At 75.1% G+C, this 16326-nt stretch carries 11 protein-coding genes and 4 pseudogenes; 3 read left to right on the forward strand and 12 right to left on the reverse strand.

Annotated elements, in window-relative coordinates:
• Positions 1-258: 258 nt before the first annotated feature.
• The 9 genes and pseudogenes from rfaE2 to Sru02f_RS27125 form a co-directional block, all read right to left on the reverse strand.
• Positions 259-1637 (reverse strand): annotated as a pseudogene (gene rfaE2, locus Sru02f_RS27085) (D-glycero-beta-D-manno-heptose 1-phosphate adenylyltransferase).
• Positions 1638-1645: 8 nt separating this feature from the next.
• Positions 1646-2332, reverse strand: a complete 687-nt coding sequence (locus Sru02f_RS27090; RefSeq protein WP_109029605.1) for a D-sedoheptulose-7-phosphate isomerase — start codon at positions 2330-2332, stop codon at positions 1646-1648.
• On the reverse strand, positions 2329-3549 hold the full coding sequence (locus tag Sru02f_RS27095) for a glycosyltransferase family 4 protein (RefSeq protein ID WP_109029606.1): 1221 nt from the start codon (positions 3547-3549) through the stop codon (positions 2329-2331). Before Sru02f_RS27095 ends, Sru02f_RS27090 begins: the two co-directional genes overlap by 4 nt.
• Entirely contained in the window at positions 3546-4496 is a 951-nt protein-coding gene (locus Sru02f_RS27100) for a glycosyltransferase (protein WP_109029607.1), read from the reverse strand. The genes Sru02f_RS27095 and Sru02f_RS27100 overlap by 4 nt, the downstream gene beginning before the upstream one ends.
• Positions 4493-5499, reverse strand: a pseudogene (locus Sru02f_RS27105) (glycosyltransferase family 9 protein). Before Sru02f_RS27105 ends, Sru02f_RS27100 begins: the two are co-directional and overlap by 4 nt.
• Before the next feature lie 248 nt (positions 5500-5747).
• A pseudogene (locus Sru02f_RS27110) lies at positions 5748-6311 on the reverse strand (D-glycero-alpha-D-manno-heptose-1,7-bisphosphate 7-phosphatase); the annotation flags it as partial.
• Positions 6308-7341: pseudogene (locus tag Sru02f_RS27115) on the reverse strand (glycosyltransferase family 2 protein). The pseudogenes Sru02f_RS27110 and Sru02f_RS27115, both read right to left, overlap by 4 nt.
• Positions 7338-8978, reverse strand: a complete 1641-nt coding sequence (locus Sru02f_RS27120) for a carbamoyltransferase family protein (RefSeq protein WP_109029611.1) — start codon at positions 8976-8978, stop codon at positions 7338-7340. Before Sru02f_RS27120 ends, Sru02f_RS27115 begins: the two are co-directional and overlap by 4 nt.
• 120 nt (positions 8979-9098) lie before the next feature.
• Positions 9099-10076 (reverse strand): NAD-dependent epimerase/dehydratase family protein, encoded by a 978-nt coding sequence (locus Sru02f_RS27125; protein WP_109029992.1) that lies wholly within the window; start codon positions 10074-10076, stop codon positions 9099-9101.
• 174 nt (positions 10077-10250) lie between these two features.
• Between Sru02f_RS27125 and Sru02f_RS27130 the strand changes: the two genes are divergently transcribed.
• The 3 genes from Sru02f_RS27130 (at position 10251) to Sru02f_RS27140 (ending at position 12500) form a co-directional block, all read left to right on the forward strand.
• Positions 10251-11072, forward strand: coding sequence for a polysaccharide deacetylase family protein (locus Sru02f_RS27130; protein ID WP_174854998.1), 822 nt, complete (start codon positions 10251-10253; stop codon positions 11070-11072).
• Between the two features lie 20 nt (positions 11073-11092).
• Positions 11093-11533: an SRPBCC family protein gene (locus tag Sru02f_RS27135; protein ID WP_109029613.1), complete on the forward strand. Its 441-nt coding sequence runs from the start codon at positions 11093-11095 to the stop codon at positions 11531-11533.
• An 85-nt stretch (positions 11534-11618) separates the two neighbouring features.
• Positions 11619-12500, forward strand: a complete 882-nt coding sequence (locus Sru02f_RS27140) for an endonuclease/exonuclease/phosphatase family protein (protein WP_167469316.1) — start codon at positions 11619-11621, stop codon at positions 12498-12500.
• A gap of 8 nt (positions 12501-12508) precedes the next feature.
• Here the strand turns inward: Sru02f_RS27140 and Sru02f_RS27145 are convergent, their stop codons facing one another.
• From Sru02f_RS27145 to Sru02f_RS27155, 3 genes are all read right to left on the reverse strand, one after another.
• Entirely contained in the window at positions 12509-13405 is an 897-nt protein-coding gene (locus Sru02f_RS27145) for an alpha/beta hydrolase (RefSeq protein WP_174855009.1), read from the reverse strand.
• A 91-nt stretch (positions 13406-13496) separates the two neighbouring features.
• Complete coding sequence (locus Sru02f_RS27150; protein WP_109029616.1) at positions 13497-14684, reverse strand: XdhC family protein; 1188 nt, start codon at positions 14682-14684, stop codon at positions 13497-13499.
• 51 nt (positions 14685-14735) lie between these two features.
• On the reverse strand, positions 14736-16193 hold the full coding sequence (locus Sru02f_RS27155; protein ID WP_109029617.1) for an NCS2 family permease: 1458 nt from the start codon (positions 16191-16193) through the stop codon (positions 14736-14738).
• Positions 16194-16326: the final 133 nt, after the last annotated feature.

Here is a 16326-nt window from a genome sequence, read left to right on the forward strand (position 1 = left end):
CGGGTCCCCGCCGCGCCGCCCGGCACCGGCGCTTCCGCCGGCCTCCGTCCCGACCGGTTGGCCAAGGGCCGGGCTAGGCCGGTGGAGGGCCGGGCGCGGTGGTCGGCGCGGGCCGTGCTCCGCGGCGGGTGGGCTGCGGTCCCGGCGGACGGAGCGCGTGCGTCGGCGTGGGCGGGGCGGTCGGGTGGCTCGCGGGGGCCGCGGGCGGGGAGGTGCCCGGCGCGGTCCCGGCGAGGGGCCGGGCGGGGGCGGCGGGCCTCATCGGGCCCCCTCGGCGGCGCGGGCCAGCAGGGCGGTGGAGGAGCGGCCGTCGAGGTAGGGCAGGAGGACCGCCTGTCCGCCCCACTCCTTCAGGAGCCCGGCCTCGGGGAGGTCGGCGCCGGCGTAGTCGCCGCCCTTGACCCAGACGTCGGGGCGCAGTTCGCCCAGGAGGCGTTCGGGGGTGTCCTCGTCGAAGACGGCGACCGCGTCGACGCAGGCGAGGGCGCGCAGGACGCGGACGCGGTCGGCGAGGGGGTTGACGGGGCGGCCGCCGCCCTTGCGGCGCCGGACCGAGGCGTCGGAGTTGACGCAGACGACCAGGCAGTCGCCGAGCCGCCGGGCGGCCTGGAGCAGGCCGACGTGTCCGGCGTGCAGCAGGTCGAAGCAGCCGCCGGCGGCGACGACCGTGCCGTGTCCGGCGCGGATCCGGGCGGCCAGGGCGCCGGGGTCGTCGGTGTCGGGGAGCGCGGCGAGCGCCCGTTCGGAGCCGGCCGGCGGCACGGCGGCCGCGCCGCCCGCGGCGACGAAGGCCGTGGCGGCGCCCACCGCGCCCTCGACGGCCTCACCCACCAGCGCGCCGTCGGCGAGCAGCCCGGCCGCGGTGGCCGCGAACCGGTCCCCCGCGCCGCAGGAGTCGCCGTGGTGGGCGGCGGGCGCGGGGACGAGGAGGGGTGTTCGCCGTAGGACAGGAGCGCGCCGCGCGAGCCGAGGGTGACCGTCACGGCGGCCACCCGCCAGTCGCGGACCAGGGCGGCGGCGTTGAGCGCGGCGGCCCGCAGCCCGCCGCCCGGGCGGCCCTCGGACGGCGCGAAGCCGTGCGCCTCCTTCTCTGCGGGCGTCACCAGGCGGGTGCCGGCAACCGGCGGTCCGCCGCGCGGGTGCGGGTCCCAGACCAGCGGCGGGCGCGCGGTGAGCACGTCGCGCAGGGCGTCCGCCGCGCCGCGGCCGTAGTCGGAGACCAGGACGGCGCGGGCGGAACCCAGCGCGTCGCGGGCCTCGTCCGTCGCCTCGCGGACCCGGCCGCCGCCGCGGTCGAGGCGGACCACGGGGCGGTCCTGGGCGAGGACCCGGGTCTTCTCCGGCACCGTGCCGGTCAGCGGCAACGGGATCAGCTTCAGCCAGGGGGCGAGCAGTTCGCGCAGGGCGAGACCGGCCGGGTCCTCGCCCACGCCCGCGATCAGCGTGACCTCGCGGCCGTCGCGGGCGGCGAGGTACGCGGCGAGGGCTGCGCCGCCCGGGCGGATCCGCTCGGCGCACTCCTGGACGACCGGGACGGGCGCGTCCGGTGCGAGCCGGTCGGCGGTGCCGGTCAGGTCGCGGTCGAGCAGCGCGTCGCCGACCACGACCAGGGGGGTCCTGTCCGTCCTGACGGCCATCTGTCCGGTCACCTCCGCTTCCGCTGCGCCGCGCGCCCAGCGCGCCCCGTACCCGCCGCGCGCTCCCTGCCCGCCGCGCGTCCCGTGCTCGCCGCGCTCCCCGCGGCCCGTGTGCCGCGCACGCCCCGCTCCAGGGCCGCGTCGAAGGCCGCGCAGATCATGTGGACGGCGACCAGGTGGATCTCCTGCACGGTGGCCGTGGACGGCGCCTCGACGCACAGGGACTCGTCGCTGCCCGCCATGAGCGGGTTGGGGGCGCAGCCGGTGAGCGCCCACACCCGGACCCCGGCCGAGCGGGCCGCGTCGGCGGCGGAGAGCAGGTTGGCGCTGGCGCCGCTGGTGGACAGCAGCATCAGGACGTCGCCCTCGCGGCCGTGGGCGCGGACCTGGCGGGCGAACACCTCGTCGACGCCGTAGTCGTTGGCGATGGCGGTGGTGGAGGAGGTGTCGGCGTGCAGGGCGATCGCGGAGAACGGCGGACGGTCGTCGCGGTAGCGGCCGACGAGTTCGGCGGTCAGGTGCTGGGCCTGGGCGGCGCTGCCGCCGTTGCCCGCGGCGAGCAGCCGGCCGCCGCCGCCCAGTACGGCCGCGAGCCGGTCGCCCCAGCGTTGGGTGACGTGCGCGGAGGCACGGAACGCGCCGAGTGCTTCCAGGAGTTCGTCGCAGTGCCCGGCGACGGGCGGCTGCGGCGTCACGACGCCACCCCTGTCGTCACCGCGTGTTCGGAGCGGGTCAGGCGGTACACCTGTTCCGCGCCGTCGGCGACGCGCGCCCAGGTGTAGTGCCGCAGGACGCGTTCGCGGCCGTTCCTGCCGTACTGGCGGCGCAGCCGCTCGTCGGCGAGGAGTTCACGGGCCGCCTCGGCCACGGCCTCGGGGTCCTGCGGGGCGACCAGGCGGCCGGTGATGCCGTCGGCGACGGAGTCGCGGTGGCCGCCGACGTCGGTGGCGAGGACGGACACGCCGCACGCCATGGCCTCCAGCGGCACGATGCCGAACGGCTCGTACACCGGGGTGCACAGCACCAGGTCGGAGCTGCGGAGCAGGGCGGGCATGTCGTCCGGGTCGACCGCGCCGAGCAGCCGGACCCGGTCGGCGACGCCGGCCCGGCGGGCGATGCCGGTCAGGCGCCGGGCCTCGGGGTCGGCCTCCAGGGCACCGGCCGGCGGGCCGCCGGCGATGAGGAGTTCGGCGTCGGGGATGTGGGCCAGGGCGCGGACGGCCTGGTCGTAGCCCTTGCGGGGGACGAGTCGTCCGCAGGCCAGCAGCCGGTGCCGCAGGCGTCGTTCGGGGGTGCGGCCGGTGTCGGCGGCGGGGTGGAAGTGCTCGGCGTCCACGCCACAGGGCACGACGGAGACCTGCCGGGTCGGGACGCCCATGTCGCCGAGTTCGACGACCTCGTCGGTGCAGGTGGCCAGGACCCGTTCGCAGGTCCGGCCGAGCTGCCGTTCGATGCCGATGCGCTCGTAGGGGCTGGTGTCGCGCATGCCCTGGTGGCGGCGCTTGACGGTGCCGAGGGCGTGGAAGGTCTGGACGAGGGGGACGCCGTGCGGGGCCGCGCCGATCTGCGCGGCCATGCCGGACATCCAGAAGTGGGCGTGCACCACGTCGGGTCTTTCCCGGGCCCAGGCGCGGGCCAGGTGGGCGCCGAAGGCGGGCATGTGGGGGAAGAGTTCGTCCTTGGGGACGGACACGGGTGGCCCGGCCGGCACGTGCTCCACGACCGTGCCGCCGGGCAGGGGCACCCGGGCGGGCAGGTCGGTGGCGTCCCGGCGGGTGTAGACCGTGACGTCGTGGCCGCGTCCCGCCAGCTCCTCGGCGAGACGGGCCACGTAGACGTTCTGTCCACCGGCGTCGACGCCGCCGAGCGCGGCGAGCGGGCTCGCGTGCTCGGACACCATGGCGATCCTCATCGGGTCACCTCCTTGAGCAGCCGCTCCCAGTCGTCCAGGAAGCGGGGCAGCCCGTAGTGGGCCAGGGCCGCCGCACGGGCCGCCTCGCCGACCGCCCGCGCGTGCGGCGGGTCGGCGAGGAAGTCGCGTACGGCGTCGGTCAGTACGTCGATACGGTTGGAGACCACCCCGGCGCCGGGCGGCACGGCCTCGGTGACCTCGGTGGTGGCCAGGGCGACCACGGGCATGCCCAGGTGCATGGCCTCCAGCAGGGACAGGCCGAGGGAGGTCCAGCGGACGGGGTGGACGTAGACGCGGCGGCGGGCCAGTTCGGTGTGCAGCTCGCTCTGCGGGACGTCCTGGGTGCGGCAGCGGCCGGGGTCGACGCCGAGGTGTTCGGCGAGGCCTTCGGTGCGCATGCCGAACACGTCGAGCGGCGCGGCCCGGGAGAAGACGGGAAGCAGGTCGGTCCCGGTCGTGCGGCCGCGCCTGATCGGCTCGTTGACGACGACGGCGGCGCGGTCCAGCTCGCCGGTCCAGCGGTGGCCGGGGTCGACGATGCCGTGCTCGACGACGGTGGTCGGGGTGGCACCCGCGTCCCACATCAGCCGGTTGAAGTGGGTGACGTGGACGAGTGTGACGCCCGGGACGTCCGCGGCCGGGTGGCGGGTGTGGGGCACGTCGCCGTCGGGGGCGTTGTGCTCCAGGTAGACCAGCGGCGGGCGGCGGCCCAGCCAGCGGTCGACCAGGGCGAGTTCGTGCGGGCGCTGGAGGATCACGAGGTCGATGTCCTCGTCCCGCAGCCGCTCCGGCGGTACTTCGACGACGGAGTCGGGCCAGTCCCAGGTGCGGGCGCGGCCGAGGCCGTCGGGACCGCGGTCGGGGGTGACGGGGACCAGGTAGGTGTGCGGGCCCTGCACGAAGGCCGTGGTCCACGACCCGTGCACGTGCCACATGAGGATCCTCATGTCTCCCCCATCGGTTGCGCGACGGCGATCAGCTTCTCGACGGCGGCGGCCACGTCGGTGGCGGTGACGGTGTTCAGGCAGGGATGCCCGGGGACGGGGCAGTCCCGGGCCCTGCTGTCGGCGCAGGGCGCGTCCTGGTCGCCCAGCAGGACGTAGGGGACGCCGTACGGGCGCCAGCGCTCGGCGGGTACGACGGGGGCGAACAGGGAGACGACGGGGGTGCCGACGGCGGCGGCGAGGTGGGCGGGCGCGGTGTTGCCGGTGACGACGGCGGCGGCGCCCGCGAGGACGCCGGCCAGGGTGGGGGCGTCGGTGCGGCCGCCGAGGTCGGTGCCGTGGGCGCCGGCGACGTGCGCGGTGAGGCCGCGCTCGCCGAGGCCGCCGGTGACCAGTACGCGGTGTCCGGCGGCGGCGAGTTCGCGTACGGCCTCGGCGGCGCGCCCGGGACTCCAGGCGCGGGCCGGGACGCTGGCGCCGGGGTGCAGGACGACGTAGGGGCCGGGACCGGTGAGGGCGTCGGCGCGCGGCGGGTGCGCACGCGCAGCCGTCCGTCGTCGGGCGCGGGGAACCCGGCCGCCTCGGCGAGGTCGAGCGCGGCCTCGGCCTCGTGGGCGTGCGGGGCGCGGTGGTGGCGCAGGTCGAGGAGGGAGCCCGGGTAGTCCTCGCTGTCGGCGGCGATGTACCGGACACCGGCCAGGCGCAGCACCAGGGCGGTGGGCAGCGGGGACTGGTGGAAGGAGGTGAGGATCAGCGCGGTGTCGGCGTCGACGCGTTCCACGAGCGCGTCGATGTCCGCGCGGCTGACGTCGGGCGGCTCGAACCCGCCCCAGGGCGCCTCCCACACGAGCACCTCGTCGACGCCGGGCAGCAGCCGGGCGGCGGGCGCGCCGCGGGACCCGCACACCATGGTCACGTGGTCGGCCCGCGCGGCGACGGCGCGCACGGCGGGCCCGGCGAGCAGCACGTCGCCGAAACTGTCGAGCCGGGTGACGACAGCCTTCACGACGACCTCCTGCGTCTGTCACCGACGCCCGGCCCGCGTACCGACCCGGCATCCGGTACGGCACGCGTACGGACCGGCTCGGCGGTGTCCGCGGGGGGCGGCCGGTGGGCGGCGTCACCGGGGCGGAAGACGCCCGGTCCGGGAGCCGTGGCGAACGGGGTCCCCGCGGGGCCGGAACGGTCGTCGTCCCGGGCGGCGGCGGTCCCCGGACCGGTGCTCGCCGGGCCCGTCCCGTACGCCGCCTCGATGGGCCGCTCGTCGGCCGTCACCCGGCCCCTGGGCGGGCCGCTGACGAGGGCCCGTACGGCGGTGAGGAGGTCGGGGGCGACGTGGGCCGCGGCGGCCGTCTCCGCCGGGCGGGTGCGGTCGTTGGGGACGAGGATGCCGTGGGCGCCGGCGCGTTCGGCGGCCTCGGTGTCGGCGCCGATGTCGCCGATGACGACGCAGGCGGCGGGGGCGGCACAGACGCGGCCCGCCGCCCACAGGATCAGGCCGGGCTGCGGCTTGCGGCAGTGGCAGCCGTCGTCGGGGCCGTGCGGGCAGACGGCCCAGACGTCGAAGGGGCCGATCAGGTCGTCGACGCGGCGGTTGACCCGCCGGACGTCGGCGTCGCTGATCAGGCCGCGGGCCACGCCGGACTGGTTGGTGACGACGCCGACGCGGATGCCGTGTGCGCGCAGCAGTGCCACCGCCTCGCGGGCGCCCTCGACCGGACGGACCCGCTCCGGGTCGCCGTTGTAGGGGACGTCGTGGACGAGGGTGCCGTCGCGGTCGAAGAGGACCGCCTTGACCGGGTTGTCGGCGGGGGTCATGCGGCCACCTCCCGCCACGCGGGGGCACCGCGGTGGCGCCAGAGTCCGCTGAGCCGGTGCCAGGTCGCGGCCGGCGGAATGAGCACGCTGGTGATCAGCATGGTCGTGATCTCGTGCGGGGTGCGCGGTCCGGGCCCGATGCGGGCCCAGGCGAACTCGGCGGTGCCCGCGGCCCAGCCGGCCCCGGCGAGGGCGGCGGCCCGGGGCGTCCGGCCGCCGCGAGGACGAGGGCGGCGGTTCCGGCGGCGGTGATCGCCGCGTGCCGCCGGATCCGGCCCCGGGGCGCGACCGCCTTGGCCCACCAGTCGGGGCCGTGCAGCCGCCGCATCAGGGCGTCGTCGGCGTTGCCGCGCTGCTGCTTCAGGGAGACCCAGCGTGCGGCGGGGCGTACGGGGTGGCGGGTGGTGCGGCGGCCGCGCCGGATGCGCCAGCCCGCGTCGAGGACGCGCAGCGCGAGGTCGGCGTCCTCGCGGAAGGCGCGGGTGAAGCGTTCGTCGAAGCCGCCGACCTGTTTGAGCACGTCGGTGCGGTAGGCCATGTCGGCGGTGATCCACCGGGCCTGCGCGAGACCGGCGGTGCCGCGCTCCCAGTCGGTGGGGCGGCGCTCCCCCGGCAGCGGTACGGCGATCACGCCCTGCACGGCGCCGGTGTCGGGGGCCGCCTCGGCGAGGTCCTGGAGCAGCTGGTCGCACCAGTGCGGGCCGACCTGGACGTCGTCGTCGAGGAAGGCGGTCCAGGGCGAAGCGACCGCGCGGGCGCCGGTGTTGCGGGCGGCGGCGGGCCCGCGGCCCCCGCTGCGCAGCACCACCGTGCGTTCGCGCAGGTCGCCCAGGACGGTCAGGGCGTGTTCCAGCGCGTCCGGGTCGGCGTCGGGGTCGGGCCGGTCGTCGACCAGGACGATCTCGTCGGGGTCGGGTCCGTGCGCGGCGACCAGCGCGGCCAGGCAGTCGGCCAGCGTGTCGCGCACGAGGGTGGGGACGACGACGGCGTAGCCGGTGCGGGGGCCGCCGGTTCCGGGGGCGGTGCTCATGCGAACGCCCGTCCCCGGCGCACCGCGAAGGGGCCGATGGCCAGCAGGTCGACGGGTGCCGAACCGAAGCACTCCAGGGCGTCGCGAGGGTCGTCGACCATCGGCCGCCCGGCGGTGTTGAGGCTGGTGTTGACGACGACCGGCAGCCCGGTGCGCCGTTCGAAGGCGGCCAGCATCCGCGCGACGAGCGGCTCGCGGCGCTCCTCGACGGTCTGAATGCGGGCGGTGCCGTCCACGTGGACGACGGCCGGGATGCGGTCGCGCCAGGCGGGGGCGACGTCGTGCACGAAGAGCATGTACGGGCTGGGGACCGGCCCGCTGAAGATGTCGGCGGCCCGGTCGGCGAGCACCATCGGCGCGACGGGGCGGAACTCCTCACGTCCCTTGACGTGGTTGAGGCGTTCGAGGTTCTCCGACCGGCCGGGGTGGGCCATCAGGGAGCGGTGCCCGAGGGCGCGCGGCCCGAACTCGCTGCGGCCCTGGAACCAGGCGACGACGCCGTCCCGGGCCAGCTCCTCGGCGACGGTCTCGGCGATGTCGTCCGGCTCCTCGTAGGGGATCGCTGCCGTCTCCAGCCAGGCGCGGATCTCCTCGTCGCTCCAGCCGCGCCCGAGGTCGGCGCCGGGCATCGGTTCGGGCGCGGCGCCCTCCTGGGCGGCGGCCACGTGCAGGGCGCCGCCGAGGGCGGTGCCGGCGTCGCCGGCGGCGGGCTGCACCCACACGTGCCGGTACGGGCCGCGCGCGGCGATCTTCGAGTTGGCGACGCAGTTCAGCGCCACGCCGCCGGCCATGGTCAGGGCCTCGCCCCCGGCCTCGCCGTGCAGCCAGTGGACGAGTTCGAGGAGCAGTTCCTCGAGGACGGCCTGGGTGCTCGCGGCCAGGTCGGCGTGGTCCTTCGTCCAGTCCTCGGCCTTGGCGCGCGGCGGGGCGAGGGCCGCCCAGTCGACGCCGTTCGCGCGGAAGCCGCCGTCGCCGGTGGCGTGGATGTGCTCACGGAGCCGGTCGCGGTGGCGGGGGGTGCCGTAGGAGGCGAGGGCCATCACCTTGTACTCGTCGCTGCTGCGCAGGAAGCCGAGGTGCTCGGTCAGTTCCTCGTAGACCAGGCCGAGCGAGTGCGGCAGCGCCTGGGTGGCGAGGACGTCGAGCTTGCCGTCGCGGTAGCGGCCGGCCAGGTGGGAGGCGGACTCGCCGCGGCCGTCGAGGACGAGGACGTCGTTGTCGGGGTGCGGCGAGGCCGGTCCGGCGGAGGCGGCGTGCGCCACGTGGTGCGGGACGAAGACGACCCGGTCGGGGTCGAGCCCGGGCAGCGCGTCGGCGAGGAACTCGGGGGCCCGGCGGGCGTACTCGAGCCGCAGCGGGTCCCAGGGGTCGTCCAGGCCCATGTCGCGGGCGGGCCGGGCGAGTTTGGGGTCGAAGGAGTAGGCGACGGCGTCCAGTTCTCCCGGCCGCACCCCGGCGTGCTCCAGGCACCACCGCGCGGACAGCTCCGGGACCTCCCACGCGGAGAAGGGCACCGGGCGCTTGCCGTGCTTGCGCCGGCTGAACCGCTCTTCCTCGGCGGCCGCGACGGTCCGGCCGTCGACGACGAGCGCGGCGGCCGGGTCGTGGAACAGGGCGTTGATACCAAGGATGCGCATGGGGCGGGCTCCTCTCTCGGCGTCGCGGGTGCCGCGGGGCGGTTGCCTCAAACACTTGGAGACAGGTCACTTCCGGAGAAAAGCGGATGTATCACCGTAAGTGATCGTCTTGGGCCTGCGTCAGGCGGCGACGGCGTGCGCGAACCAGCCGATGGTCCGCTCCAGCCCCTCGTTCCAGCTCACGCCCGGCCGCCAGCCCAGCCGTTGCCGGGCCAGGGTGGTGTCCGGCTTGCGTCGGCAGGGGTCGTCGACGGGGCGTTCGACGAAGCGGATGCGGGAGCCGGAGCCGGTGAGGTCGACGACCCGGCGGGCCAGTTCCAGCATGGTGATCTCGTCGTCGCCCCCGATGTTCATCGGGCCGCTCTCCCCGGACGCGGCGAGGGCCAGGACGCCCGCCACGGTGTCGTCGACGTAGCACAGGGAGCGGGTCTGGCCGCCGTCGCCGGCGACGGTGAGCGGCATGCCGTCCAGCGCCTGCGCGATGAAGGTCGGGACGGCCCGGCCGTCGCCGGTGCGCATACGGGGGCCGTAGGTGTTGAAGATCCGGACGATGGCGGTGTCGGTGCCGTGCACCTGGCGGTGGGCGGTGACCAGGGCCTCGGCGAAGCGCTTGGACTCGTCGTAGACGCTGCGCGGGCCGATCGGGTTGACGTTCCCCCAGTACGTCTCGCGCTGCGGGTGCTCCAGCGGGTCGCCGTAGACCTCGGAGGTGGAGGCGAGCAGGAAGCGGGCGCCGTCGGCGTGGGCCCGTTCCAGGGCGTTGCGGGTGCCGGTGCTGCCGACGTCGAGGGTCTCCAGGGGCAGCCGGAGGTAGTCGACGGGCGAGGCGGGGCAGGCGAAGTGCAGGACCAGGTCGAACCGGCCGGGCAGGCCGCGCAGGGCCGCCGGGTGGGTGGCATCGCCCCGGACGAACCGGAATCCGCGCCGACGCTCCAGGTCGGCCACGTTGGCGCGGGAGCCGGTGGCCAGGTTGTCGAGGCAGACGACCTCGGTACCGGCGTCGAGCAGACGGCCGCACAGGTGGGACCCCACGAACCCCGCTCCGCCCGTCACCAGGGCCCGACGCCAGGCGCGTCGGCTCACGGAGGGCTCGCTCATGGAGGGCTCACTCACGGGGGTCTCGCTCACGAAGGGCTCGTTCACGGGGTCTCCTCGCTCTCGCCGTCACTTGCATGCCGGCTGAGTAACCCGGTGAAGACCACCACTACCCCGAACGCGCATTCGAAGGGGGCACTATAAACCGCGTATATACACGCAGCGTATAGTCCTCGCATGCCTTCGCTGACCAGGAAGATGACGAAAACGGGGACCAGGTTGCGTGTGCTCGCGACCTTCGCGGCCGCGACCTCACTGACCCTCGCGCTGAGCGGCTGCACGAAGCTGGAGACGCAGTCCCCCAGCTCCGTCCGCAACGCCGCCGGCACCGGGGCCGCCGTGCCGGCGGACACGGCCGGCACCCAGGCCCGCGCGGGCCTGCTCGGCACCGTGGACTGCGCGCACACCAAGTGCATCGCGCTGACCTTCGACGCCGGGCCGAGCGAGAACTCCGCCCGGCTGCTCGACATACTCAAGGAAAAGAAGGTCCCGGCGACCTTCTTCCTGCTCGGCAAACGGCACATCGACAGGTACCCCGAGCTTGTCAGGCGCATGGCCGACGAGGGCCACGAGGTGGCGAGCCACACCTGGACGCACAAGATCCTCACGGACGCCGAGCCGGACGAGATACGCGAGGAGCTGGAGCGCCCGAACAAGGAGATAGAGCGCCTGACGGGCAAGCGGCCGACCCTGATGCGCCCGCCGCAGGGCCGCACGGACGACACGGTGCACGACATCTCCCGCGAGCTGGGGCTGGCGGAGGTGCTGTGGACCGTGACCGCCAAGGACTACAAGACGGACGACTCCGACCTGATCACCGAGCGGGTCCTGGACCAGTCGTCGCGGGACGGCATCATCCTGCTGCACGACATCTACGACGGCACGGTGCCCGCGGTGCCCGGGATCATCGACGCGCTCAAGAAGCGGGGCTACGTCTTCGTGACGGTCCCCCAGCTGCTGGCCCCGGGGAAGGCCGAGCCGGGCAAGGTCTACCGCTGAGTCGTGCCTACGATCGTCCGGTGGCCGTCTTCTCGCTCGAACGCACCGTTCCGCTCACCCCGGACGAGGCCTGGCGCCGCCTCACCCGGTGGGAGCGGCACGGCGACACCGTGCCGCTGACCCGGGTCACCGCCCGCCCGCCCGGCCCCACCCGACCGGGCACGGTGGTCGTGGCCCGCACGGGGGCCGGGCCGCTCGCCTTCGACGACACCATGGAGGTCACGGTCTGGCGGCCGCCGCGGGGGGACGCCCCAGGCCGGTGCCGGCTGGAGAAGCGCGGCCGGGTGGTCGGGGGCTGGGCGGAGATCGAGGTCGGGGCCGGGCCCGGCGGCCGGGCGCGCGTCGTGTGGCGCGAGGAACTGGACGTCCGGCTCCTCCCGTCCTTCTTCGACGGCCTCCTCGCCCGCTCGGGACGCCACGTCTTCGGCCGCACGGTCACCCATCTGCTGCGGCACCCGTGAACCGGAGGTTGCGGGCCGGGGACGGGGCGCGGTCGAAAGCGCGCCGCACGCCTCGCGGAGGCCGTTTCCCGCGTACCGTGCCGGCATGTCTCTCAGAGCGCGCACCGTCACCCAACTGTCCCTCTCGGGTGCATTGTTGACCCTGGCCGTGACCGCCCAGCCCGCCTTGGCCGCCGACCGCGGCCACTCGGTCCCGCTGCGCATCGCCACCTACAACATCCACGCCGGGGCGGGCTCGGACGGCGTCTTCGACCTCGACCGGCAGGCCGCCGCGCTGCGCGCCCTGGACGCGGACGTGATCGGCCTCCAGGAGGTCGACGTGCACTGGGGAGCCCGCAGTCAGGGGCTCGACGTGGCCGGGGAGCTGGCCCGGCGGCTCGGCATGCGGGTGTCCTTCGCGCCGATCTACAGCCTCGACCCGGTGACGGCGGGGGAACCCCGGCGCGAGTACGGCGTGGCGGTGCTCTCCCGCTTCCCGGTCCGTTCCGCGACGAACCACGAGATCACGCGCCTGTCCACGCAGGACGAGAACCCGGTACCGGCGCCCGCGCCCGGATTCGGCGAGGTGACGCTCAAGGTGCGCGGGGTTGCGGTGCAGGTCTTCGTGACCCACCTCGACTACCGGGCGGACCCGGCGGTGCGCCGGGCCCAGGTCGCCGACACCCGGCGGATCATGGCCCGGGAGCGGGCGGAGCTGCCGGGCGCGCACCAGTTCCTGCTGGGCGACTTCAACGCCGAGCCCTCGGCACCCGAACTGGCGCCGCTGTGGCAGGAGCTGGGCGACGCGGGGGCGGGGACCCCCGCCACGTATCCGGCCGAGGCCCCCGTGAAGCGCATCGACTACGTGACCGCGGGCAAGGACGTGCGGATCCGGAGCGCCGCGGTGCCGGAGGAGCCCAGGGCATCGGACCACCGCCCGGTGGTCGCGGACGTGTCCCTGCCCAGGAGGACGCCCGGCCGGGACTGAGACCGGCCCTACCCCGCGAGCGTGTCCAGGACGTCCGCGACCGGGGTGGGGTCGAGCGGGCCGACGTGTGACGCCTCGGGGAAATCGTGCACGCGGAAGCCGTTGCCGGGGGTGGCCGCGTCGGCTTCCGCGATCATCCTGTCCTGGAGCGCGGTGGCGATCGTACGGTCCCTGCCGAATCGCAGGTACGTGCGGGGGATCCGTCCCCACCTGCCGGCCCGGCCGACCGCTCGGCCCGCATAGGCGGCGACGGGCTCGTCGGTCTGCATGCCGGCCAGGATCCGGCGGAAGTCGGCGTCGGGGTAGTCCGCGCAGATCATCTCCTTCAGGAGGGCCAGCTCACCGCCGACGCCCGTACGGAAGTTCAGCCGCAGCACCCCGAGCCGGTCGGGGTCGCCCACCGTGAGCTCCACCGGGCTGACGGCGTTCGCGTTCTCGGGTGCCGCCGTACAGGCGTCCGCCGTGGGCAGGACGCGGCTGGGACAGAAGGCCGCCATGTAGCAGATGTGGTGAAGCAGGTGCGGGACGGCTTCGCCGACACGGCTGACCGAGACGCCGCCCAGGCTGTGCCCGACCAGCACCACCGGGCCGTTCCGTGCGGCCCGCCGCACGACACCCGTGACGCGCGCCTCGTAGTCGTCCAGCCCGAGGCCCTTCAGCGGGGAGGGCTCGACCGCCATCGCGGTGAGGTCCTGCCGCTGGTAGGACTCGGCCACGAAGGCCTCCGCTCCGTGCCGCGGCTGGTCCACGGTGACGACGCGGTGGCCGCGCAGCACCAGTTCCCGCGCGATCGGCGTCCAGAACGCGCCGGCGCTGTGCGTACCGTGCACCAGCACGTAGGTGACGGGTCGGCGACGCGGGGCCGCCGCGGCCGGCGAGGTTCCGGGCCCGGTGGCCAGCGCCATGCCTCCCACCGCGAGGCCCAGCCCGCGCAGCGCCGTCCGCCGGGTGGCGCCTTCTCGTTCTTCGTTCGTGTCATCCGTCATGAACGCAACGCTATGAAGGGCCCGTTCGGCCCACCAGCGGTCCAGCACCCCCACCGGGGTGGCCCCAGGACCACCCGGCCGGCGGGCCGTCGTGGTGGATGGGGGTGTGGGCGCCGGTCAGGGAGGTGCCCGTGCCGCCGCGGCGGGCCGCGACGATCTCGGCGGCGATGGACAGGGCCGTCTCCTCGGGGGTGCGGGCGCCGAGGTCGAGGCCGATCGGCGACCTGAGGCGGGACAGCTCGGGCTCGCTCACCCCGGCCGCACGCAGGCGCGACTCACGGTCCAGGTGGGTGCGGCGGGAGCCCATCGCGCCGACGTACGCCACCGGGAGGCGCAGCGCCAGCCGGAGCAGCGGGATGTCGAACTTGGCGTCGTGGGTGAGGACGCACAGCACCGTGCGCGCGTCCACGGCGGTGCGCGCCAGGTACTCGTGCGGCCACTCGACGACGACCTCGTCCGCGTCCGGGAAGCGGGCCGGGGTGGCGAAGACGGGGCGGGCGTCGCACACCGTCACGTGGTAGCCGAGGAACTTGCCGGCCCGCGCCAGCGCCGAGGCGAAGTCGATCGCGCCGAAGACGATCATGCGGGGTGCCGGGACGGAGGACTCGATCAGCAGGGTGAGCGGTGTGCCGCAGCGCGAGCCCCGCTCACCGATTTCAAGGGTGCCGGTGCGCCCGGCGTCCAGGAAGGCGCCCGCCTCGGCGGCGGCCGTGCGGTCCAGCTCGGGGTGGCCGCCGAAGCCGCCGGTGCGGGAGCCGTCCGCGCGGACGACCAGCGCACGGCCCAGCAGTGCCGCCGGGCCGCTCACGACGCGTGCCACGGCCGCCGTCTCCCCGCCCGCGGCCGCGGCGAGGGCCGCGGCCAGGGCCGGGCGGACCGGGTCGGCCGCCCGCACCGGGGTGACGAGGACGTCGATGACCCCGCCGCAGGTCAGGCCCACGGCGAAGGCGTCCTCGTCGCTGTAGCCGAAGCGCTCCAGGACGGTGTCGCCGTCCTGGAGGGCCTGTCGGCACAGCTCGTACACGGCTCCCTCCACGCACCCGCCGGAGACCGAGCCGACCACCGTGCCCCCGGCGTCCACCGCGAGGGCGGCGCCGGTCGGCCGGGGGGCGCTGCCGCCGACGGCCACCACGGTGGCCACGGCGAAGTCGCGCCCCTGCTCGACCCACCGGTGCAGCTCTTCGGCGATGTCCAGCATGTTCCGGTCCTCCTCGGCCGACGGGTACGGGAAGGGTTCCCGTCGTGGCGGCTAGTGCACGCCCAGCCAGCCCTCGATCGGGTTGAGGGCGAAGTAGACGACGAAGATCACCGTCAGGGCCCACATGAACGCCCCGATCTCCCGCGCCTTGCCCTGCGCGACCTTGATGGCGACGTAGGAGATGACTCCGGCGGCGACACCGGCCGTGATCGAGTACGTGAACGGCATCAGGACGACGGTCAGGAAGACCGGGATCGCGGTGGCCCGGTCGGCCCAGTCCACGTGCCGGGCGTTCATCATCATCATCGCCCCGATGACGACCAGCGCGGCGGAGGCGACCTCCTGCGGGACGATCGCGGTGATCGGGGTGAAGAAGAGGCAGGCCGCGAAGAACAGGCCGGTGACGACCGAGGCGAGCCCGGTGCGGGCCCCCTCGCCGACGCCGGTCGCGGACTCGACGAAGACGGTCTGGCCGGAGCCGCCCGCCACGCCGCCGATGGCACCGCCCGCGCCGTCGATGAACAGCGCCTTCGACAGGCCCGGCATGCGGCCCTTGTCGTCGGCGAGCCTGGCCTCGGTGCCGACGCCGATGATGGTGGCCATCGCGTCGAAGAACCCGGCGAGCACCAGCGTGAAGACGATCATGCCGACCGTCATCGCGCCGACCTCGCCCCAGCCGCCGAACTCCAGGTCGCCGAAGAGCGAGAAGTCCGGCATGGAGACCGCGCTGCCGTGCAGTTCGGGTGCGCCGTTGGCCCACTGCTTGGGGTCGATGACCCCGGTGGCGTTCAGGATCGCCGCGACGATCGTGCCGGTGACGATGCCGATCAGGATGGCGCCGGGCATGTTTCTGGCCTGCAGCATGAAGATCAGCAGCAGGGTGCCCGCGAAGAGCAGGACCGGCCAGCCGGCGAGTTCCCCGGCCGGGCCGAGGGTGAGCGGGGTCGCCTCGCCCGCGTGCACGAAGCCGCCCTTGACCAGGCCGATGATGGCGATGAACAGGCCGATGCCCATGGTGATGCCGTGCTTGAGGGCGAGCGGGATCGCGTTCATGATCATCTCGCGGAGCCCGGTGACCACGAGCAGCATGATCACCACGCCGTACATCACACACATGCCCATGGCCTGCGGCCAGGTCATTTGGGGGACGACCTGGCCGGCGATCACGCCGGACACCGAGAGCCCGGCGGCCAGGGCGAGCGGCACCTTGCCGACGAAGCCCATCAGGAGCGTGGTGAGCGCCGCGGCGAAGGCCGTCGCGGTGATCAGGGCCTTCTGGCCCAGGGTGTCCCCGGCGGCGTCCTTGCCGGAGAGGATCACGGGGTTGAGCAGGACGATGTAGGCCATCGCCATGAAGGTGGTGATGCCGCCGCGCACCTCACGCGCGACCGTGGATCCCCGGTGGGATATGTGAAAGTACCGGTCGAGCCAAGACCGTCCGCCGGGGACGCGGGAGCCCGCGCCCGCGTCTTCGGCGGTGATCTCGGGCTCCACTGACTGCTGGGTCATGGGGCCGTCTCCCAAGGTTCATAGGTGCACCCGGCCGGCCGCTGGGGCGGCCGCGGGATTTGGGATATGCACGACCCGGGGGACGGCCCGAGACGAACGCATGTGTGGTGGTACTGGTACTGGTGACACTGGT

The sequence above is a fragment of the Streptomyces rubrogriseus genome, from assembly GCF_027947575.1.
Taxonomy (GTDB): Bacteria; Actinomycetota; Actinomycetes; order Streptomycetales; family Streptomycetaceae; genus Streptomyces; species Streptomyces rubrogriseus.